This is a genomic window from Sporosarcina sp. BP05 (genome assembly GCF_014282005.1).
In the GTDB taxonomy this organism is placed as follows: domain Bacteria; phylum Bacillota; class Bacilli; order Bacillales_A; family Planococcaceae; genus Sporosarcina.
The window spans coordinates 20563-42666 of record NZ_JACFTD010000022.1; the positions used below are offsets into that span (position 1 = coordinate 20563).

Sequence of the window (22104 nt, forward strand, 5' to 3'; positions counted from 1 at the left end):
GGGTATTTATTAATTAACACGACTTTTTTTAAAGAAGGGTGATTAAATAAAATGAGTACAACTATACAATCAGAAGCGAGAGTACCATCAAAACAATCAGTACTAACTGAATTACGTAAAGAGGGCTATGTTCCAGCGGTCGTCTACGGTTATAAAACAGAAGCTACATCGATTTCAGTAAAAGAGCGCGAGTTACTGAAAACACTACAAATAACGGGCCGTAATGGCGTTATTAAACTCAATATTGACGGGAAGGACATCAATGTTGTCCTAAACGATTATCAATCTGACGTATTAAAAGGTGCAATTCAACATGCGGACTTCCTAGCTATCAATATGACAGAAGAGCTTGAAGTAGATGTACTTGTACATCTTGTAGGTGAATCTGTCGGCTTGAAAGAAGGCGGCGTACTTCAACAGCCAAACCGTGAAGTGACTATCAAAGTGAAACCTTCAGACATTCCGGAGACATTTGATATTGACATTTCAAACCTTCAAATCGGAGAATCGATTACAGTAGCTGAAATTCGAGCGAAATCGAAATATGAGATTTTAAACGAAGATGATCATTCACTTGTTCTAATTTCTTCACCGCGTACGGCGGCGGAGATGGAAGAACTTGAAAGTGATGCTTCTGAATCAGCAGAACCTGAAGTAATTGGCGAGAAGAAGGAAGCGAAGTAATGCAACAATGAGCGCACGGATTTCCGTGCGCTTCTTTTCTGTTTCAAAGTTAAGTAGTTATAAGCTTTTTTATTTAACATGGAATAGTATCTAGGCGCTAGACACGGGGCCTTAGGGTATTGTTATGCAGTCGTTGCGACAGGATGTTGTCGCACACTTAGACTGCCTTTTTTGCCCTCTTTAAATCCGGTGTATTTGTTAAGGAGCCTCACGCTCTTCTTAATTATTTAATGTAAAAGGAAGATGAAATCTATGAAAATGATAATAGGACTCGGAAACCCGGGTAAACAATACGAAAAAACACGTCATAATGTGGGTTTTCACGTTATTGACGAGCTTAGTACTCGTCTGCCAATCACTGCAATACAGTCGAAATTTGGCGGCATGTATACAGTTGTCCATTGTCCAGAAGGAAAAGTAATGCTTGTCAAGCCTCTTACCTACATGAACTTATCTGGCGAATGTGTCCGACCATTGATGGATTACTTTGATATCGATGTGGAAGATATCGTTGTTCTGTATGATGATCTTGATATTGCTCCAGGAACAATTCGACTGCGTCAAAAAGGTAGTGCGGGTGGCCATAACGGCATGAAATCACTTATTGCACATCTTGGTACGGATCAGTTCAACCGAATCCGTATCGGTGTTGGTCGTCCCATTGGTGGCATGAAAGTGGCTGATTACGTCCTGGCACCTTTCGGCAAAGATGAAAAGCCATTAATTGAAGACATGGTGAAAAAAAGTGCATCCGCATGTGAAGCGTGGCTAGGCAAACCATTTAATGATGTCATGAACAACTTTAATGGTTTATAAGGAATAATAAAGTCATCTTGCGCCTATACTTTGAGAGAAGGGGCGGAGACTAAAATGGCGATCCGTTATACTTGCCGGCATTGTGAGACTGAAATTGGCAGACTTCCGTTTGAATCTGCAAAGGAGGCTATCCTTCTTCTGCACAAGATGGACGAAAGGGAAGTTGAGCATTTTCTGACGTATGAAAAAGACGGGGCATTGACGGTACGATGCATATGCGAACAGTGTGAGCAATCTCTCCAACGTTTCCCGGACTACTATACACTTACAAAATGGCTTCAATAAGATGTACGCTTTGGCGCAAGATGCGTCCAAAGCTTTTTCTGTTTTTTTATAAAAAGGTAATTGTGTTGAAATAATGAATTCCATTAAATTCGCTCAGCTTGTATTGGTATTTATTTTCCTGATATATAACTATAGTTTGGACTTGGTGCAATTGAATGGCCTAGCCCTTTTTGAACGCCTACTATTATTTTGAAAGAAAGGATGTGTAGCATTGGAATCACTTATAGATTTATTTTCACAAGAGAAAGAGATTGACGAACTAGTGGGAGATTTGGAGGCGGGGATAGACCGTCAACTGATCGCGGGATTGTCAGGTGGTGCGAAGTCAATCCTTTTCAAAGTACTTCAGCAGTCAAGCAAACGGCCCATTCTTATTGTATCTCCGAATTTACTGCAAGCGCAGCGTACATATGAAGACCTCATCAAAATGTTGGGTGACTCACTCGTCCACCTTTACCCTGCAGAGGAACTCATTGCTGCAGATTTTTCTGTTTCGAGTTATGAACTTCGTGCCCAGCGCATCGATACGTTAGATCATATGGTGCGAATTGGGAAGGGGATTTATATCACGCCGATTGCAGGCATGAAAAAACTATTGCCGGAAAAGAATCGTTGGTTGACTAGCTCATTATCAGCGGAAATAGGCGCGGAAATTAATATGGAAGAATGGTTGGAAAGGCTCGTGTCGATGGGTTATACAAGACAGTCAATGGTAACGGCACCGGGCGAATTTGCACTGCGCGGAGGTATCTTGGACTTGTATCCACTGAACCTGGAAGACCCGGTACGGATTGAATTATTCGATACGGATGTTGACTCCATTCGAACATTTTCGGCGGAAGACCAGCGCTCAACAGGTAAGCTGAAAGACGTGTCAATTCTTCCCGCTGCCGAATTTGTTTGGAAGGCTGAAGATCTGATGGTCATCGCAGAAAAGCTGGAGCATGCACTTGGCGTTAGTCTGAAGAAGATGAACGATGCGGAAGCGAAAGAACGGTTAACCATTAATATGAAGGGCGATATTGCTTTGATGAGGGAAGGATCCACTCCGGAAAATATGTTGAAATATGCATCGTTTTCAGCTGGAACGACTTCCCTTGAAAGCTATTTTCCAAGTAACGGAATCGTTCTATTCGATGAAATTGGACGGATCCTTGAGGTTGTTGCGTCACTAGAGTCGGATGAAAAGGAATGGACGGTTGGCCTTCTTGAAGAAGGGAAGATTGTTCATGATGCAAAAACTTCATTTTCATTCGAAGAGGTGCATGGAGCATTAAAGCAACGAAAAGTGTATTTTTCTCTTTTCGTCCGCTCAGTCCCAGGAATTGTTGTGAAGAAGACAGTGACGTTTTCTTGTAAACCGATGCAGCAGTTCCATGGGCAAATGAGTTTATTGAAAAATGAAATAGACCGCTGGCACCAAGGACGCTTCAATATTTTCATTATTGCAGACGGCAACGAACGGATGCAAAAAGTCCAATCGATTCTTGAGGATTATGATATGCAATCTGCCTTGTCCGGAAAACCGTCCGTGGCGGGCGGCATAATTGTTATCGACGGTGATTTATCTGCGGGCTTCGAGCTTCCATTCCAACGAATGGCGGTTATAACAGATTCTGAGCTCTTTAAAGGGACACCGAAACGGAAAGCACGTCCGCAAAAGATGACCAATGCGGAACGTATCAAAAGCTACTCGGAGATCAAACCCGGTGACCATATTGTTCACGTTAATCATGGGATTGGGAAATATTACGGGGTTGTAACGCTTGAAGTAAGCGGTATTCATAAAGATTACCTCGACATTCGGTACCGCGGAGAAGATAAGTTGTTCGTTCCCGCCGACCAGATAGATTTGATCCAGAAGTATGTCGCGTCTGGTGAAAAAGAACCTAAACTGCACAAGCTAGGCGGCGCGGACTGGAAGAAGACGAAAACTAAAGTTATAGCAGCTGTTCAAGATATCGCGGACGACCTAATTGAGCTGTATGCCAAACGGGAATCGGAAAAAGGACATGCTTTTGCAGCGGATGACGACATGCAAATGTCATTTGAAAATGCGTTTCCTTATGACGAAACGGATGATCAGCTCAGATCCATTGCTGAAGTGAAGGTGGATATGGAAAAAGAACGTCCAATGGACCGCTTGTTGTGCGGAGATGTAGGGTATGGAAAAACAGAAGTCGCAATCCGTGCTGCATTCAAGGCTGTATTAGACGGCAAGCAGGTCGCATTCCTTGTGCCCACTACGATTTTGGCACAACAGCATTACGAAACAATGAAAGAGCGTTTTTCTGGTTTCCCAGTTGAAGTTTCCCTCTTAAATCGTTTCCGGAAAAAGAAGGAACAAACGGAGACGTTGAAAAGGTTGAAAGCCGGAACAGTCGATATTATTGTTGGGACACATCGACTTCTTTCTAAAGATATCGTATACCATGATCTTGGTTTACTTGTTGTCGATGAAGAACAGCGATTTGGCGTAACGCATAAAGAAAAACTTAAACAGTTAAAAACACATGTCGACGTCCTGACATTGACGGCAACGCCTATTCCACGGACTCTCCATATGTCGATGCTTGGTGTTCGTGATTTGTCCGTTATTGAAACCCCACCAGCAAACCGTTTCCCTGTCCAGACGTATGTTATGGAACAAAACTTTGGGCTTGTCCGCGAGGCAATTGAAAGGGAAATGGGCCGTGGTGGGCAAGTGTTCTACTTGTATAACCGGGTGGAAGATATGGAGCGAAAAGTCGATGAAATCAAGCAGCTTGTGCCTGAAGCACGCGTTGGGTTTGCTAATGGTCAGATGGGCGAATCGGCACTTGAGTCAGTGATTTTAAGCTTCCTTGAAGGTGAGTATGATGTTCTTGTAACGACAACCATCATTGAAACGGGTATCGATATTCCTAATGTCAATACACTTATCGTTCAAGACGCAGACCGCATGGGTTTATCGCAGCTCTACCAACTACGTGGACGCGTTGGACGTTCGAATCGTGTTGCGTATGCCTATTTCCTTTATCAGCGTGATAAGGTGCTGACAGAGGTTGCGGAAAACCGTCTTCAGGCGATTAAGGAATTTACGGAACTTGGCTCGGGCTTCAAAATTGCGATGCGCGACTTATCGATTCGTGGCGCGGGTAATCTACTGGGTTCTCAGCAACATGGCTTCATCGATTCGGTCGGCTTCGATCTTTATTCTCAATTGTTGCAAGAAGCTGTCGAACAAAAGCAGACAGGTATCGTAAAAGCAGATATTCCAGACTTGGAAATTGCATTGCCGCTTAATGCTTATATACCAGACGAGTATGTGCGTGATGGATTCCAAAAAATTCAAATGTATAAAATGGTCAAAGCGATTGAAAATGAAACGGACTACAATGAACTTGTCGATGAAATGACAGATCGATTCGGTGATATGCCACTCGAGGCTGACTTGTTATTACGTGTTGCGCGAGTAAAAGCTTGGGGACGTATCGCGGGTGCTGAATCAATCAAGAAGCAACAATCGCTTATTGAAGTTCGCATATCACCTGAAGGAACTGCAAAAACTGACGGTGCGAAGCTTGTGGCCGATTCAATGGCATTTGGTCGTGCGGTTGGGTTCACGATGGAAAATGGCTGTCTTATCATGAGGATTGATGAGCGACAGACGGGGAAACAGACCGCGTTTGATGTGCTTGAAGAAATGATGAGGATTCTGCATGCATCTACAAAGGAAACTGTTGTTAGTGATTCCGTCTAAAGGGCGTATTGCATATTTTGCCCATCCTTGATGCATACTACAATTGAAACGAGATTAATGTTCAATTTTGTGGAAAGTGAGGCATCATGTATGAAGGCAACAGGAATCGTTCGCAGAATCGATGATCTTGGCAGGGTAGTTATTCCTAAAGAGATTCGAAGGACACTAAGGATTCGTGAAGGGGATCCACTTGAAATATTTACCGACCGGGATGGCGAAGTGATTTTGAAGAAGTATTCGCCGATATCAGAACTCGGGCAATTTGCAAAAGAGTATGCGGAAACGTTGTACGAAACACTTGGCACGCCTGTACTCATCAGTGACCGGGATGAAATGATTGCGGTGTCTGGATTATCGAAAAAAGATTATATAAATCGCCAGTTGTCACCTGATCTTGATGAAATTATGACAGGTCGTAAAATCGTTACAGAAAAACTCGAAAAGGCAATTGAATGGGTGCCAGGACAAGTCGAGCAGGTGAAGTCTTATTGTATTGCGCCAATTATTGCCGCCGGAGATACGATTGGTGCTATTTACTTGTTATCAAAGGTGCATTTCCTTGGCGAAACTGAAATGAAAGCAGCCGAAGTAGCTGCCCATTTTTTAGCGAAACAGATGGAACCCTAAAAACAGCCCACTTGGACCGGATATTAACGGTTTAGGCGGGCTGTTTTTTTTATTTGGGAGAAGCGTTGTTAAGTTTTGCGCTAGTGTCGTTTAGTTTGGGGGAAACGTTGTTAAGTTGTCCTGGTGTCGTTAAGTTTTGCGGACAATACGGGCACTTTTCCATATTCGGAAGTTCCTTATACAAACAACATGTCACCCGTTTGTAATTGGCCATTGCATCTAGTGCTCGTTGATTGTTCAAGTATTGTTTGAAAGGAGACCGGCGCATTGCAGGCTTCCATGTTTCATCTGCCAATAAAATATCCAAGTCGGGCTGCGCAAATGATGAGTTTTCTTGAAGTAGCATTGAGTACATCCACAAGACATACCCCCACACATTCTCCCACAAAATTAACTTCGCAATTTTTGCACGCTTGCTTAAATAGTCAACGACAGGGTGTCCATAGGTCTCAAGAATAATACGTATATCTTCTTCGCGGTTTTGTACAACCCTAAAACCGGTAGATGGAACAGAAAAAAGGATTGTATCATTTTCGATGAATAACGACACATCTTCCAAATCGCCAGCCCACAGTAAATTATGTTCGCTCATTAAATGCAGTTGGGCAGCTATGAAAAAACCATGCCTTCTCATATAAACAGATGTGGCCACAGTATTTGTCGGAGCATCTGATAAACGTTGAACCATTTCAAATAGCTTGCCGCTTCCTGCCTCGGATAATATGTCTGCAGCGGATAAAAATATGTTTGGCTGTTGACCAATATGTACACTGAACCGTTCCAGTGCAGCTAATTGTTCCGCCTCTAAATTAGGCACCAGTATTTCCTCGAAGTTCTGACACGATGCAGCGGCCACGACCATAGGGAACGCAGTGCGGTGTTCCGAAAAGGGGGTCTGTTGAAACTTGGCATTCCATTCCAAACACAGCGCGAACTAATTCGCAGGTAATAATATCTTCTGGTTTGCCTTGTGCATGGACAGCGCCGTCTTTAATGGCCACGATATTGTGTGCATAACGGGAGGCTAAATTTAAATCGTGCAGGACCATGACAATCGTACGGCCTTTTTGTTCGTTTAATTCAAATAGTAGGTCAAGAATTTCAATCTGATGTGTCATGTCGAGGTATGTCGTTGGTTCATCCAATAAAATGACGTCTGTATCTTGAGCGAGTGTCATTGCAATCCATGCACGCTGGCGTTGTCCACCTGAAAGTGTGTCGATCGATTGATCCCGTAGATCACTTATCCTAGTCGCTGTCAGTGCAGCTTCCGTTTTCTTCGTATCCTCTTCAGTCCATCTTGAGAGCCACGATTGGTGTGGATAGCGTCCTTGTTTCACAAGATCATGTACCGTCAACCCTTCAGGTGATACAGGACCTTGCGGAAGAATGCCCATTTTTTTTGCGACATTACGCGAAGACAGCGAGTGGATATCCTTGCCTTCAAGTAAGATAGAGCCGTCAGAAGGTTTTAAAAGACGGGCGATTGAACGGAGTAACGTGGATTTACCGCAACCATTACTACCGACAAAAACAGTGATTTCGCCTTTCGGAATCGATAAATTCAGGTTTTTAAAGAGAAGATTATCTTGATAGCCAATTGACAGGTTTTCGGTCTTAATTGAGGTATGCATAGGAATGCCTCCATAATCTATAGGGAATCTAAATGATTTTCATTTTCAATTAGAGATAAGCATAGCATATTTAGCATCTATTGAGAATGATAATCATTTATTTTATAAAAAACTTTACAAAACAGTACAATCAAGTTTAAACTACTAAATGAGAATGATAATCAATAAGTGGATAAATGGAGGAATGTTTAATATGAAGAAATCTTTGAAATCACTGCTTGTTTTAGCGCTTTTTGCAGTGTTGTTAGTCGGTTGTTCTTCGAAGAAAGAAGAAGATAAAACTGTAGACAACGGGAATGCAGAGAAAAGTATAACAATTACAGGCGTTAACGGTGAAGTGACACTTGATAAGCCTGCGAAAAAGGTTGTTGTTTTGGAATGGACATATGCGGAAGATTTATTGGCAGTAGGTGTTCAGCCAGCGGGGATGGCGGATATAGAAGAATATCATAACTGGGTGAATATCGACGTAGAATTAAGTGACGACGTGGTAAATGTCGGCGGTCGTCAAGAACCCAACTTGGAAGCGATTGCTGAATTGGAGCCGGACTTGATCATCGGTACAAGCTTCCGTCATGATGGGATGATTGCGGATTTGGAGAAAATTGCACCGACGGTCATTTTTAATCCGTATCCTGAGGATGAAAAAATGGATTTGTATCAAGAAATGATAACTACATTTAACGAAATTGCAAAAGCTGTTGATAAAAAGGATGAAGCGAAACAGGTATTAGCCGACCTGGATGTAAAATATGAAGAAGCGAAAACAACTATCGATAATGCTGGTTTAAAAACGAAAGATGTTGTCTTAACACTCGCTTACACGGGAGCTCAAGCACCTGAAATTCGTGTGTTTACACCAAATTCAATGGCTTCAATCATGTTAGAGAAAATTGGTTTAAACAACATCCATATTCCGGACCAATTTGAACTTTACGGCTCTAGTACGTATAACGTGGAAGGGCTAACGAAGTACGAGGATGCTAACTATTTGTATATTGTACAAAACGACGACAATATTTATGAAAAACAGTTAAAAGATAATGCAGTTTGGAAGAACTTGAATTTCGTGAAAGAAGACCGTTTGTATGATCTGGGCGGGGATACTTGGTTATATGGAGGTCCTCTCTCAGCTGAAACGTTGCTCGATAAAATTACGAGCACGATGGTAAGTAAGTAATGACAAGAAAAACTTCAGGAAAACGATCCTTTGTAGTCATGATTATAGGATTGTTCCTGTTGGTTGTATTATCTTTTATTCACTTAACGCAAGGTCAAGCGGATTATACGGTTACCCAATTAGTAAAAGAAGTGTGGATAGAAGGGCGCGTGCAGGACATCGTGCTCTCTCTCCGTCTTCCGCGTTTACTAATCGGGATACTTGCCGGGGGGGCCCTTGCAGTGGCAGGTGCTATTTTGCAGACGTTGACGAACAACCCATTAGCATCTGCAGGCACACTAGGAATTAATGCAGGTGCGTATTTTTTTGTCGTTGTATCGATGATTTTCTTCCCGTCGCTACTTGGTAATTTCCCATTTATTGTTGCATTAGTTGGTGCTGTACTGTCATCTGTTCTCGTTGTGATGCTAGCAGGTAAGCAAATGGAGCCGGTACGTGTGGCACTGACAGGGATGATTATCTCGTTACTATTTGCGTCGATGACAGGTTCTTTGCAGCTATTATTCGAAAATCAGACGAACGGTCTCTTTTTGTGGGGCTCCGGGACACTTGTTCAGTTAAATTGGGACGGTGTATCGTTTGCGGGGCCAGTTATAATTGTGTTCTTCGTCCTCGCATTGGTGTTGGCAAAACCGTTGGATACGCTGTCGCTAGGTGAAGATATCGCGTCGTCCCTTGGACAAAATGTTAGGTTTGTTAAATTACTCGCGTGGGCTGTTGCAATTGTTCTTGCGGCTACAACGGTAAGCGTTGTCGGCCCAATCGGTTTTATTGGATTAATGGCTCCGCATATTGTTCGGATGCTTGGTGTCCGAGGGCATTTGAACATTCTTCTCCAGTCATTTTTATGGGGAAGTGTCATGCTGATTGGAGCCGATGTGTTAGGGCGATTGATACAACCCGGACAAGAAGTTCCAGTAGGTGCAATGACCGCGTTGATTGGCGGGCCATGGCTGTTGTACTTGGCATGGAAAACTGCAAAAACGCATAGTCGAGGCGACCGTCAAATGGGCGGTACATTAAAACCGGTGAAACTGCCGGTTGTCATCACAATCGTTGTCGCACTCATTATCGTTATTATTTCATTGGCTTTATCATTTAACGGCACTGCATGGACGACTGACTGGCTGAAACCTGTTGTGTGGAATTTCCGAGTTCCGCGCGTGTTAACGGCGTTCATCGTTGGAGTAATGCTCGCAGTTGCGGGCGTATTATTGCAGGGGGTATTACGAAACCCATTGGCGGATGCAAGTATTTTAGGTGTCACATCAATGGGTGGTGCCGGGGCGATGATGCTTCTCGTGTTATTTCCCGCGATTCCGGTTACCTATATGCCGCTTGGTGCGGTCGTGGGAGCTACCATCGCCCTTGGTATTATTTTGGGAACATCGTGGAAAAATAACTTCCAACCGATGCTCGTTGCGCTCATGGGAATTGCAATCTCCGCATTTGGATCGGCCGCCACACAAGTATTGGTTGTGAAAGCAAAGCTTGCCGTTGCGGCTGCTCTCGTCTGGTTGTCGGGAAGTACGTACGCAAAAGGATGGGATGATGTACAACTAGCCTTGTTGTTATTCGCATTGTTCATCGGTCCGGCTATTTATTTGACGCGCAGTTTGGATACATTGACGTTCGGCGATGATGTGGCGGCAGGTCTTGGACTTTCTGTGAAGTCGACACGTGTTTGGGCGTTGATCGTAGGTGTTGCGATAAGTACGGCAGCTGTTTCAATTGTAGGGACGATTGGTTTTGTCGGGCTTGTTGCACCTCATATAGCACGTAGATTAGTTGGTTTCCGTCATCTGCCTTTACTTGTTGTATCGGGGTTATTGGGCGGATTGCTTCTTGTCACTGCGGACTTTGTCGGAAGGATTTTAATCGCGCCGAAAGACATTCCAAGTGGGTTGATTGTCGCGCTGATTGGTACGCCGTATTTGTTATATCTTCTTCGGAAAATGAAGTAATAAATTGTAAACAATTGACAGGCTACAGAGTATACTCATCTTTATCCTATTAGGACACAAAAAGCATCGCGCCCATGCGATGCTTTTTGTGTTAATTATAAAAAAGGGTTTAAATGACTAAAGTTGAATTTGACCGTGATGGGAAGTAATTGGGAATACATGCTTAACTTATGAAATTCATGTCAAATTCCTTTTGGGTGGGATAAAATGAGTTTCATAAAATCAAAGAAAATCTTCGTAATTGTTTTATTAGTAGTAATTGGTGCGGGAATTTTGTTTTCGAGGGATGATAATGCATTAGTGATAACTGAAGTTGAGAAGAGTTGGGGTATCATCAATTTGTATCATATCGAACAATTTGATGATAATAAAAAAGCTGTAGTCGTTTTTGAAACTATTGAAGGTGCGGAACGGGAAATGTATCTATAAAAGTCATTTTTCAACAACCAAAAGAAATTGCCGCGAACACATTTCTTCAAAAGTCAGCAAGCCCTGAAGAACTTCCTAAAACTTATGCTGTAGAAAGTGCATTGGTGTCGTTATTATTTGCAGTTTCCTCTTTACTGTTTGGGCTCTTGTTGAAATATGGGATGTGCGAATTACATTTGTTATTTCAGCAATATTTTTAGGGATGGCGGCAATTTATGCTACGATTCGCCATCGCCGTTTTTATGTAAAAGAGTCATTGAACAATCACTAACGGTGAAAATTGCGAAAAAGGAGCTACAAACCATAGCGGTTTGTAGCTCCTTTTTGCTGTGTTATATATGTTTTAGTATTGAATTTTGCATCATAGTACGTATTTGAATCCAGCGAAGGAGCGACAAGTGTGAGCCGGAGCAATAAGGCCGACAGTGATCTTCTGACGGGCTTATTGCGTAAGTTCATCACCAAGCGACAAAGCCGTGTTGACTATATAGTTGTTTATTTGTATTCGGAAAAGAAAGCGACACTTCGTTAGGTCAATGTATCGCGCGGATTCCCTGATACCTATTCAGTAATGTGTCCAGCTCTTGACTGCATGCGACGACAATCGGATGAGTCAAACCAAAATGCTTTGCCTTCGTATACATATCATTCCTTTTTAGTTTTATTAATACTGATAGAAATCGTTTTTTTGGAATTGTTTTTATCATCCATGGCCCCTCCTTATTTACTTTTTTCATCATTTCTATTTTTTGATATAGTTTACAGTAAGTTGTTTACAAATCTTATACCTATGGCTTTCCCATAACGTCGAACAATTAAACCTTTTCTTGATTTATATATGGTTATTTGGCGTTTTCACAGAAAGTCTTGCTATTTTTCATTCGTGATATAATGAGTGTACTATGTACGAAAGAAAGAGGCACGGATATGACGCAGCAATGGGATATGAAAACGTTTATGAAAGGTGCGTCGATTCTGACGATCTCCGCAATCATTGTGAAATTGCTTGGTGCGGTTTACCGAGTTCCGTTCCAAAACCTTGTCGGCGACAAAGGGTTTTATATTTATCAGCAAGTGTACCCATTCATCGGTATTTTTATCGTTTGGACGTCGTACGGTTTTGCGGTGGCGGTATCGAAACTGCTTGCGGGAAGTACGAGTCGCAGCGAAGCAAAAGCGGTGATGCGTGTGGCATTTATATATCTTCTTTTATTATCAGTAACCTTTTTTGTTCTATTGACTGTTTTCGCTCCGTTTTTCGCGCGCTCCATGGGCGATGCTGAACTCGTACCTCTCCTGCGGGCAGGTGCGTATATCGTTCTGCTTATGCCGGCGTTAGCCGTTTTAAAGGGTTCATTCCAATCGGAGGGGCGGATGGTACCTGTTGCCGTTTCTGGTGTAGGTGAGCAGGCCTTCCGTGTAACGGTTATTTTAATTGGGACATGGATTGCGGTATCTTCAGGTGCGTCGCTCTATACGGCGGGGGAAGTGGCAATGTGGGGGGCGGTCGTTGGGGAAAGTGCCGGTGTAGTTATTCTTGCGCTTTATTTCCGGAACACATTCAAAGGACCGTTGGAAAAAGTAAATACATGGCAAGTGGTGAAAGAATTGACGGTCGTCAGTTTAGGGGTTAGTGCTAGTTCACTGATTCTCCTGATGTTTCAACTGGCCGATTCATTTACGATTTATAATATTCTTCTAACTAACGGTTTTACAGAAGACGTGGCCATGGTAATGAAGGGCGTCTACGATCGTGGACAGCCACTCGTGCAAATGGGGATTTTGATTGCTTCGACATTAGCACTCGCCATTGTTCCGCTCATCGCTCATCACTCGACAAAAAATGTGGGAAGAGGGGCATTGCCGTTCATCCGGCTAACGTTCCGGACTGCCTTCCTATTCGGTTGGGCAGCTGCAGCAGGACTTGCGCTGGTTTTACCTTATGTAAATGAAATGCTGTTTGAAACACGTGATGGTTCGGTCGCGCTCATTATTTTCTCGCTACAGATTCTTTGGTTGTCGCTTATTTTACCGCTAACGGCGATGCTTCAAGGGGCAGGGAAAGTGAAAGTACCGACGCTCCTGCTTATCGGGGGATTGGTTATAAAAATCTTTGCCAATCAACTTCTGGTCCCGCCATGGAATGTCGCAGGGGCGGCGATTGCGGGCAATATTGGTTTCGCAGCAATTACGTTCGGACTGCTGTTTTACTTTAAAAAGGTTTGGCCAATTCGCCTTGCACCAGCAGGTTTTTATGGATGGGTACTAGTGGCGACTGTGAGTATGATAGCGGTTGTCCTGCCATGGATGCTTGTTGCGGATCTGTTTCTATTCGACCACTTACCGGGAAGAATCAGTGCGACACTTATCGCATTAACATCCGTTTCGGTGGGAGCAGCTGTTTTCCTTTTCGTCGTTATGAAATCACGTATAATGGCAGAGAAGGAATGGTTTCTACTACCATTCGGTAAACGGTTAGCTACATTGCAATTACGACTTACTAAAAGAAAAGGTGAATGACATGCATCAGTTAACAATTATCGGTCTTGGCGCAGGTGACCTTGACCAGTTAGCACTCGGGACATACCGGAAATTAAAAGAGGCAAACTGTATAGTGGCGCGTACGGACCAACATCCAGCTGTCGCCGAATTAAGAGCGGAAGGTATTACCCTAACGAGCTTCGATGAAATTTATGAAAAAAACGACTCTTTCGAGCAAGTATATGATGAAATCGTAGAACAGCTGCTCATTATGTGTGCACAACAACCGGTTACCTATGTTGTACCGGGGCATCCACTCGTTGCGGAACGGACGGTACAATTATTAGTCGAGAAAGAACGTGAAGGTTTAATCCGGATGGAAATTGCGGGCGGAAATAGTTTTCTCGACCCAATATTTGCAGCGCTGCGTATCGATCCGATTGAAGGGTTCCAACTACTCGACGGTACGGATATGAAACGTGATGATGTCAATATGAAACAGCATATTCTAATTGGACAAGTATACGATTCGTTTGTGGCATCTGAGGTGAAATTGTCACTGATGGAGAAATACGCTTACGATCATCCTGTGACAATTGTAACGGCGGCCGGTTCTACGGGCGAGCAATTGATTACAGTGCCGCTATTTGAACTGGACCGCGTAACTGAAATTAATAATTTGACGACCGTTTATGTACCACCTGTAGTTGAACGCGAAGCACGGTTGAAAGATTGGTCGACGTTCAGGGAAATCATCGCTGCACTGCGCGCTCCAGACGGTTGTCCATGGGACCGTGAACAGACGCACGCATCATTGAAGCGTTATTTGGTTGAAGAAGCACATGAGCTGCTAGAGGCAATCGATAAACAAGATGACGAAGCTATCATAGAAGAACTTGGTGATGTGCTACTGCAAGTATTCCTTCATACTCAAATTGGCGAAGACGACGGCTATTTTGCGATGGAAGACGTCCTTCAAGCAGTTGGTTCAAAAATGATTCGCCGTCACCCGCATGTTTTTGGAGATAAAAGCGTGGCCAATTCAGAAGAGGTCCTTCAAAATTGGCAGGACATCAAGAAGCAGGAAAAACCGCAAGCTGAATCACTCTTACATGGTCAAGAACGTCCTTCTTCATCACTTCTGACGTCACTTAATTATCAAAAAGAGGCGGCAAAGGTTGGTTTTGATTGGCCAACGATTGAAGGTGCTTTAGAAAAGTTTGATGAAGAATGGCTGGAGTTTCGCAATGAACTAAAAAGTGGCACGAAATACAGCCAAATGGACGAACTCGGTGACGTCCTGTTCACTATCGTTAACATTTCCCGTTTCCTCAAACTATCCCCTGAAGAAGCAATGGTTCACGCGAATCAAAAGTTCAATAGACGGTTTTCATTCGTCGAAAAGAGTGTGAAAGATGGACAGGGTAAGTTTACTGACTATACACTTGATGAACTCGAAGAATTTTGGAATCTAGCAAAAGGAAGGGAAGATAATCATGAGACTCGATAAATTCTTGAAAGTATCTCGCCTTATTAAAAGACGGACACTTGCAAAACAAGTAGCTGATCAAGGGCGTATAACAATTAACGAAAAAGTTTCAAAAGCGTCATCGGTTGTAAAAGAAAGTGATGAACTGGCCATCCGTTTCGGGCAGAAAATTGTAACGGTAAAAATCAACATGCTGAAAGATACGACAAAAAAAGACGATGCAGCCTCAATGTATACGATTTTGAAGGAAGAGAAGCTTGAAAAAGTGGAACCGGAATTCATGGATGACGAAGACTGAGCAACATGACGGGGAATATTCCTGTCATGTTTTTTTATACCCGGGCATAAGCTAACAGTGAACGTACAAGCCAAAGGGGGAAGCATATAATGCAATTTCAAACTGATAGTCCTACGTACGCGATACCATCAGGAGACCACGTTGTTACAATGCGCAATAGAAAACGGATGGACTTGACGTCGGTAAAATCAATTGACCGTTTCGATCAGGAAGAGTTTCTCGTTCGAACATCACAAGGATTGTTGCAAATCCGCGGAGAGGAACTGCGCATCGTCCATTTAGATGTCGATAAAGGACTTCTAACATTGGAGGGAACGGTCGGCACGATTCAATATGATGAAGAAGAATCAGGCTCAAAAGGTTTCCTCCATAAATTGTTTGGATGAGTCTATCCGTTCAATTTCTTAGCCTGCTCGCTATGATTGGGACAGGCATTGTTGCTGGGGCATTCATGGATATGATCGGAACGGGTACCGCGCACGCTGGCAAGAAATCAATTATTCGGAAGCGTGCGGTCTGGCTTGAAGTCATTGGATGGATACTAGTCGGATGTTGGACGTTTTATATCCTTTACCTTGTCAGGGATGGGGCGTGGCGCATATATGATCCGTTTGCACAGATTAGTGGAATGTTGCTATACGTAACTACTTTTTATAAGCCGTTCCGGTTTTTTGGGCGGATCTTGTTGGTTTTGTTTATAAGACCACTCTTGTTCCTCGCGCGTCTGGTAGTATCTATTGTCAGTCTAGTCATTCGTTTTATTGTGAAAGTCTTGGCGGTCCTCTTTACACCATTTGTTAAAATATTCCGTATCATTTCCGGGAAACTCTTTAAAAGAAGAGTGAAATGATATATAATATATGAACTAACAAATTGTAGTGTGTGAAGAGGGGAAGTGCAAGACGTGGAACAGAAACAGCAGAGGAAATCGTCCGTAAGGGTCGCGTCGATTCAAACTGAATATGTCCGCTCACTTCAAAAGAAAGAGACTAGGAAGAATGCGCGGAAAGTCCGTTTATATCGTAGACTGGCTGTGTTTGCTATTGCCGCTGCTATAATTCTAGGTGGCCTAACGAATATGTTCATCAATCAAAAACATGCGTTAGCGGCGAAGGAACTGCAAAAAGTAGAGGTGCTGGCCCAGCTTGAAGGGGTCCAGGAAGAACAAGAAATGCTAAAAAGACAACTTGTGAAATTGAATGACGATGACTATATCGCAAAACTTGCACGCAAGGAATATTTCTTGTCTGAAAAGAATGAAATTATTTTTTCTATACCTGAAAACAAGAAAAAAACAGATGAACAAGACAAAGGAAAAGAGTAGTCTTATTGACACTCTTTTTTTATTGGCTATAATGGAAGTAAGGATCCTGCAATTTGCAGGGCTCATTAATACGGTTGCAAGGCTCCCAGCGCGGGGCCCGCTTAAATTTTAAGGAGGAGCATTTTTTTTATGTCAATTGAAGTAGGCAGCAAGCTAGAGGGTAAAGTAACAGGAATCACAAACTTCGGGGCGTTTGTTGAGCTACCGAATGGCTCAACAGGCCTGGTCCATATCAGTGAAGTAGCGGACAATTATGTCAAGGACATCAACGATCATTTTAAAGTCGGTGACATGGTTGAAGTGAAAGTGATGAACGTCGGTGCAGATGGTAAAATTGGGTTATCGATTAGAAAAGCGAAGCCTGAATCTGAACAGCGTCCAGAACGTCCTCAGCGCCCGCAACGTCCGCGTCAAGGTGGTGGCCGTCCTGCTATGGATCGCCCAGAGAACTTTGAACAAAAGATGGCAAAGTTCATGAAAGACAGCGAAGAGCGTCTCTCTACTTTGAAAAGAGCGACAGAATCGAAACGCGGTGGCCGTGGCGCAAGCAGAGGGTAACTTGCTAGCTGTTTCAATTCATGAAAAAGTGTATGAATAGTGTAGGGGAAAATAGCGAACAAAGGGAAATAACCCTTGTTCGCTGTTTTTTTGTTTTGAGGATGTGAAGATTATCATGGCAACTGGCGAAACTGTAATGGCATTCGTGAACTGTCATGGCAACTAGCGAAACTGTAATGGCAATCGTATGAACTGTAATGGCAATCGTATAAACTGTCATTCCAAGTCGTAAAACTATCACGGGAAATGGCATAAACCGCCACACCTCACCAAACAACCACCCATTTTATATTGCAGAAAAAAGCAGTTCCTGCGTCGTGAATTCACGACGCAGGAACTGCTTTTTCAGTAACTTATTGTCCAACCTCTTGACGGCTGTTCCTGCATTTCATTAATGGCGGCAGAGGGGTTCGAACCCCCGACCTCACGGGTATGAACCGTACGCTCTAGCCAGCTGAGCTACGCCGCCTTTGTGTATTCTAGTAAGCACTTGTTTTCGCTTGAACAGAACAACAATACTTATAATACAAGTGAAACAATGAAGTGTCAACCCGTGTTAGGGAAAAAGAAAAAACAGTTCGGAATGAGTCGAAACATTTTGTTTTCTTGTTGTCATGAACAGACAATTTCTTTCCATTTGCCTATGTATACTCAAGGCATAGTAGACATAGGGGGAATGGGAAATGAAGCTAATTGATCAATTAGTGCGTCCAGTAGGCCATCCGATTGGTATGTATGTCGAGATGATTGGAAAACGAAAAATGCATATTTTAGTTGCGACTCTATTCTTATTTGGATCTTTTTTCTTGTCGCAAGCCGTCTTGTTCGATGCAGCGGTTCCTTTTTTCTTGCCGGTGTGGGCACTTGCGCGAGCCCGCTTCAGAAAGCATCTCATATGGGTGTTCATTGGCGGGATGTTTGGGAGTGCATTCCTTGGTCTTGGACAGGCTGTTATCCATCTATTGATGCTTGCGTTATTTAATGCGGTTATTAAATATCCGCTAATGCGAAAATCAGTGCCGCTAACAGTAGCGGGATGCATAATCGTTGTTCAAGTGTTGTGGCAGTTCATTATGCATGTCGGGCAACCACCAGTAAATGTTCAATTATATATTGGCTTTGAAGCAGTTCTTGCTTTGTTCATGACATTCTTCCTATTTGTCGCATTTCCTGCCGCAGATCGAATCTTCTTTGGTAAATGGACGCCTGAACGTCTTGGAGCTGCTTGCCTTGTCGGTGCGCTGGCTACAACTGGCATGAACGGGCTTATGTTAGGTCCTGTTTCGGTTTCAGGTACACTCATTCACCTGACTATCTTGCTAGCGGCACTTGTGGGAGGACTGCCATTTTCAACAACAATCGCAATGATCATTGCTGCAATTGTGGGAGTGGCGGAATTATCCTTCACTGGAATGATGGCGGTATATGGCATGACAGGTTTTTTTGCAGGTACACTCCGCCGGTTTGGAAAAGTTGGTATCGTGTTAGGCGCGGCTTCTGTATCCGGATTTTTCCTTATGTATGATTTGACTCTGCCACTTGATACTTCGCACTTTGTAACAATTGCTACTGCAACAATTATTTTTTTACTAATCCCATCGAAAAGACTAGAGCCAATTAAACACATTTTTTATCCGGAGAATACGGAAACTACTGAAAAACAACAAAAATGGTTAGCGGAACGGCTCGACGAACAACTAGCTGATTTCCAGCAGTTCTCTGAATTTATGTCGACGCTTGTTGGCGACCGTTTTTCCCCCAGCGAAAATGCCGATGTATTGCCACAGCAAGTAATACCAAAGATTTGCCAGTCATGTTTCCGGTATGCAAAGTGCTGGGAAGGCGCAGATGACGATATGGGCGGGCTTCTAAGTGAATGGGAAGCGACCTATTCTATGACGAAAAAAGCTAAACGTCACCGTGTTGAGGAAAAAATTAAATATAAGTGCATCCGATTCAATGGATTGGTGTCGGAACTTGAGGAACAAGCTGCCAGCCGTTTATTGACGGGACAACTTCAGCATGGACGAAAAATGCTTGCCCTCCAGTTGCGTGATATGAGCACCCACCTGGATAAAATTATGAATGAAGTAAAAGAGGATTTGACTGTTTATAAGCCTGCCGAGGAAGAGTTGGCGAAACGCCTCCAAGAGAAAGATATTGAGTACTTCCAGATTGATGTTTTACCAGGGGAGAGGGGAGCGCGTCGCATCATCTGTTGTATCCCCGAGAAAAGATCTGACTTTGAAACAGATACGACAGTTGCTGAAAGGTTTATTCTGCCGATTCTTGAAGAAATGTACGATGAGCCGTTCCGGGTCGCCAAATCTGCCGTTTTACAAGACCCTTTTCCACATATCCAACTAACGTTTGGTTCGGCAGTTCGTTTTACCCTTGATTATGGTATTGCGGCAACAGCGGGCGGGGAAACATTTCACGCAGGTGATGCATACGAAGTGTTCCCAATTCATGAAGGGTTAACGGCGGTTCTGTTGTCGGATGGAATGGGCCAGGATCTTAATGCATATCGTGAGAGCCGAAAGGTAATTCGTTTGATGCGAGAATGTTTGGACCGGAAAATGGATCCTGAAACAGCTATGCATACTTTGCATTATATGATGTCTTTGAACGGGCTGGATGATATGTACGCTACGCTTGATCTGGCCCTCGTTGATTTGCAAGACGGTCGTATATGGTCTTGGAAGGCAGGGTCGATGAGCACGTATATTAAACGAGGTGACGATTTTTTAAGACTGGATAGCAAATCTGTCCCCGTCGGTTTTCTTCCATCCTTTTCTGTGGAGGCAAAAAATGAAGAGTTAAAGTCAGGAGACATTATACTTATGTTAACGGACGGTATCTTTAATGGTGATGTCCCGCTTGAGAAACAAGAGAATTCGTTATACAACACACTTGAAAAGTACGGAGGGTTCGAATGTGACAAAATTGCGGATCGTATTATGTATGAAATGGAGCGAAGGTTTGGTTTAATTGGAGACGATCGGACTGTGTTAGTTATGAAAATCGACCATGTTCTGCCGAAGTGGTCAAGTTTCACACCTTATTCACAAACTATTTCCCGGGAAAGGGTCTTCGGTTGAATGTGTAAGGGAGTGAGTCCCCTCCTTTAGGTATTCTATGGTAAAATCCGAATAAGAGTAGATTAGAAAAGAGGAGGGTGCGGAGCAATGGATAAATTTAAACAGACGATATTCCGTTTTATCAAGGAATGGTCACTCATCGCTCCGGGGGACCGTATTTTAATCGCCTGTTCGGGTGGGGTAGATTCAGTGGCGCTTTTACATTTCATGGCTTCGAATCAAGACAGAATGGAGATTGAAGTTGCCGCAATTCACGTAGATCATAAATTACGTGGGAAAGAGTCTGCTGCAGATGGCATATTTGTGGCAAGGCTATGTGAAGTGTATGGGATTCCGTTTTTTGGTGGAAGTGTCCCGGTTCCAGCTATTATCGAAAAAGATGGTGGCAATGTGCAAGCTGTCTGTCGAAACGGACGATACGCATTTTTCGAGGAGATCATGACAAAGCATGATTATGGTGTTTTAGCAACGGCACATCATGCAGAAGATCAGTTGGAAACGGTCTTGATGCAAGTAACGAAAGGCAGTCAGCCTTTGGGGATGTCGGTGAAGCGTGAAGTTGAAGGTGGATTCCTTATTCGACCTTTCCTTCCGGCTATGAAAGCGGACCTCTATTCATATGTAGGGGAGCACGAATTACATTTTCGTGAAGATCCAAGTAATGAAAGTGATGCCTATCTGCGTAATCGTTACCGTCACAAAATTGTTCCGTTTATTCTTGCTGAAAACCCTGGTGCCGCTGAAAATGCAGTGAGAATATCAGGTTATCTACAGGAAGATGAAGAATTGCTTGAAATGCTGGCGCGGGAACGCTTTACTGAAATTACTAAGTTCACAGAAGCGGGCCTGCCTGTCGTTGACGGGAATGCTTTTTCCTGCATGCACCAAACTTTACAAAGACGGATAATTACACTACTATTGAGGTATCTTTACAATGGGGAAATTATGCCCGTAAAATATAATTCTGGGCTTATAAGTCAACTGTTACACCATCTATCTTCGCAAGATGGGAATGTATCCATTCACCTTCCACGCGGTTACCGATTCATTCGGGAATATGGCGTGCTGACGTTCGTTCGCGAAACACCAGCTGAAGAAGTGGAGTTGCAAAAAGTGTTGCCGAAAGGCGATTGGACCCGTTGGGGAAATGATTTTCAGCTTTATTGGAATGAAGTGAGTAACCTCGATACGGAGTTATTCACGGATACAGATGACATCATGTATTTTGACTTGCCTCACTCTGCACTTCCTCTGTCTATCAGGAGAAGAGAGGATGGGGATCGAATCTTGTTGCCGGGGATGACACACCCGAAACGTTTATCCAGGTTGTTTATCGATGAAAAGGTTGGCATGACAGAACGCGACCGATTGCCGGTAATCATTACAGCGCAAGGTGAAATTTGTGCAGTTCCAGGAGTACGGTACGGAGTGGTATTTTCACGACGCAAGACAGATCAAAGTAAGTACATAGTTAGTACAAGAAAGTTATAAT

21 protein-coding genes and 1 tRNA gene are annotated in these 22104 nt (G+C 43.3%); 18 read left to right on the forward strand and 4 right to left on the reverse strand.

Features of this window, described 5'->3' with window-relative positions; translation table 11 throughout:
* Positions 1-51: 51 nt before the first annotated feature.
* The 5 genes from H2672_RS16965 to spoVT all read left to right on the forward strand — a co-directional run bounded on the left by H2672_RS16965 (position 52) and on the right by spoVT (position 6154).
* A complete protein-coding gene (locus H2672_RS16965; RefSeq protein WP_186673336.1) occupies positions 52-684 on the forward strand; it encodes a 50S ribosomal protein L25/general stress protein Ctc in 633 nt (210 codons plus the stop codon).
* 252 nt (positions 685-936) lie between these two features.
* Complete coding sequence (gene pth / locus H2672_RS16970) at positions 937-1500, forward strand: aminoacyl-tRNA hydrolase (protein WP_186673337.1); 564 nt, start codon at positions 937-939, stop codon at positions 1498-1500.
* 54 nt (positions 1501-1554) lie between these two features.
* Entirely contained in the window at positions 1555-1785 is a 231-nt protein-coding gene (locus tag H2672_RS16975; RefSeq protein ID WP_186673339.1) for an anti-sigma-F factor Fin, read from the forward strand.
* 211 nt (positions 1786-1996) lie between these two features.
* Positions 1997-5527: a transcription-repair coupling factor gene (gene mfd, locus H2672_RS16980; protein ID WP_186673341.1), complete on the forward strand. Its 3531-nt coding sequence runs from the start codon at positions 1997-1999 to the stop codon at positions 5525-5527.
* A 90-nt stretch (positions 5528-5617) separates the two neighbouring features.
* Positions 5618-6154 carry a stage V sporulation protein T gene (spoVT, locus tag H2672_RS16985; RefSeq protein WP_186673344.1) on the forward strand — a complete coding sequence of 179 codons (537 nt, stop codon included), beginning with the start codon at positions 5618-5620 and terminating at the stop codon, positions 6152-6154.
* Between the two features lie 49 nt (positions 6155-6203).
* Here the strand turns inward: spoVT and H2672_RS16990 are convergent, their stop codons facing one another.
* Positions 6204-6971: a hypothetical protein gene (locus tag H2672_RS16990; RefSeq protein ID WP_186673346.1), complete on the reverse strand. Its 768-nt coding sequence runs from the start codon at positions 6969-6971 to the stop codon at positions 6204-6206.
* A complete protein-coding gene (locus H2672_RS16995) occupies positions 6964-7788 on the reverse strand; it encodes an ABC transporter ATP-binding protein (RefSeq protein ID WP_186673348.1) in 825 nt (274 codons plus the stop codon). The genes H2672_RS16990 and H2672_RS16995 overlap by 8 nt, the downstream gene beginning before the upstream one ends.
* Positions 7789-7981: 193 nt before the next feature.
* Between H2672_RS16995 and H2672_RS17000 the strand changes: the two genes are divergently transcribed.
* From H2672_RS17000 to H2672_RS19760, 4 genes are all read left to right on the forward strand, one after another.
* Complete coding sequence (locus tag H2672_RS17000; RefSeq protein WP_186673350.1) at positions 7982-8968, forward strand: ABC transporter substrate-binding protein; 987 nt, start codon at positions 7982-7984, stop codon at positions 8966-8968.
* Complete coding sequence (locus H2672_RS17005) at positions 8968-10932, forward strand: iron ABC transporter permease (RefSeq protein WP_186673352.1); 1965 nt, start codon at positions 8968-8970, stop codon at positions 10930-10932. Before H2672_RS17000 ends, H2672_RS17005 begins: the two co-directional genes overlap by 1 nt.
* Positions 10933-11139: 207 nt before the next feature.
* Positions 11140-11361 carry a hypothetical protein gene (locus H2672_RS17010; protein WP_186673354.1) on the forward strand — a complete coding sequence of 74 codons (222 nt, stop codon included), beginning with the start codon at positions 11140-11142 and terminating at the stop codon, positions 11359-11361.
* A gap of 400 nt (positions 11362-11761) precedes the next feature.
* The gene (locus H2672_RS19760) at positions 11762-11893 is read left to right on the forward strand and encodes a hypothetical protein (protein ID WP_255485870.1); all 132 of its coding nucleotides are present in this window, start codon (positions 11762-11764) and stop codon (positions 11891-11893) included.
* A 1-nt stretch (position 11894) separates the two neighbouring features.
* Here the strand turns inward: H2672_RS19760 and H2672_RS17015 are convergent, their stop codons facing one another.
* The gene (locus H2672_RS17015) at positions 11895-12068 is read right to left on the reverse strand and encodes an aspartyl-phosphate phosphatase Spo0E family protein (protein WP_186673356.1); all 174 of its coding nucleotides are present in this window, start codon (positions 12066-12068) and stop codon (positions 11895-11897) included.
* 220 nt (positions 12069-12288) lie between these two features.
* Between H2672_RS17015 and H2672_RS17020 the strand changes: the two genes are divergently transcribed.
* From H2672_RS17020 to H2672_RS17050, 7 genes are all read left to right on the forward strand, one after another.
* The gene (locus H2672_RS17020) at positions 12289-13881 is read left to right on the forward strand and encodes a putative polysaccharide biosynthesis protein (RefSeq protein WP_186673357.1); all 1593 of its coding nucleotides are present in this window, start codon (positions 12289-12291) and stop codon (positions 13879-13881) included.
* Between the two features lies 1 nt (position 13882).
* Positions 13883-15352 (forward strand): bifunctional methyltransferase/pyrophosphohydrolase YabN, encoded by a 1470-nt coding sequence (gene yabN, locus H2672_RS17025; RefSeq protein ID WP_186673358.1) that lies wholly within the window; start codon positions 13883-13885, stop codon positions 15350-15352.
* The gene (locus tag H2672_RS17030; RefSeq protein ID WP_186673359.1) at positions 15339-15629 is read left to right on the forward strand and encodes an RNA-binding S4 domain-containing protein; all 291 of its coding nucleotides are present in this window, start codon (positions 15339-15341) and stop codon (positions 15627-15629) included. Before yabN ends, H2672_RS17030 begins: the two co-directional genes overlap by 14 nt.
* 89 nt (positions 15630-15718) lie before the next feature.
* The gene (gene yabP / locus H2672_RS17035) at positions 15719-16015 is read left to right on the forward strand and encodes a sporulation protein YabP (RefSeq protein WP_067213728.1); all 297 of its coding nucleotides are present in this window, start codon (positions 15719-15721) and stop codon (positions 16013-16015) included.
* A complete protein-coding gene (gene yabQ / locus H2672_RS17040) occupies positions 16012-16479 on the forward strand; it encodes a spore cortex biosynthesis protein YabQ (protein ID WP_186673360.1) in 468 nt (155 codons plus the stop codon). The genes yabP and yabQ overlap by 4 nt, the downstream gene beginning before the upstream one ends.
* Positions 16480-16533: 54 nt before the next feature.
* On the forward strand, positions 16534-16953 hold the full coding sequence (locus tag H2672_RS17045) for an FtsB family cell division protein (protein ID WP_186673361.1): 420 nt from the start codon (positions 16534-16536) through the stop codon (positions 16951-16953).
* Between the two features lie 129 nt (positions 16954-17082).
* Positions 17083-17511: a S1 domain-containing RNA-binding protein gene (locus H2672_RS17050; RefSeq protein ID WP_067213725.1), complete on the forward strand. Its 429-nt coding sequence runs from the start codon at positions 17083-17085 to the stop codon at positions 17509-17511.
* Positions 17512-17906: 395 nt separating this feature from the next.
* On the opposite strand, the gene H2672_RS17055 is transcribed toward H2672_RS17050, so the two are convergent.
* Positions 17907-17980 (reverse strand) — tRNA-Met (locus tag H2672_RS17055).
* Positions 17981-18194: 214 nt separating this feature from the next.
* Here H2672_RS17055 and H2672_RS17060 point away from each other — a divergent pair.
* Both H2672_RS17060 and tilS read left to right on the forward strand, forming a co-directional pair.
* A complete protein-coding gene (locus H2672_RS17060) occupies positions 18195-20612 on the forward strand; it encodes a SpoIIE family protein phosphatase (protein ID WP_186673362.1) in 2418 nt (805 codons plus the stop codon).
* An 87-nt stretch (positions 20613-20699) separates the two neighbouring features.
* Complete coding sequence (gene tilS / locus H2672_RS17065; RefSeq protein WP_186673364.1) at positions 20700-22103, forward strand: tRNA lysidine(34) synthetase TilS; 1404 nt, start codon at positions 20700-20702, stop codon at positions 22101-22103.
* The last annotated feature ends 1 nt before the right edge of the window (position 22104 follow it).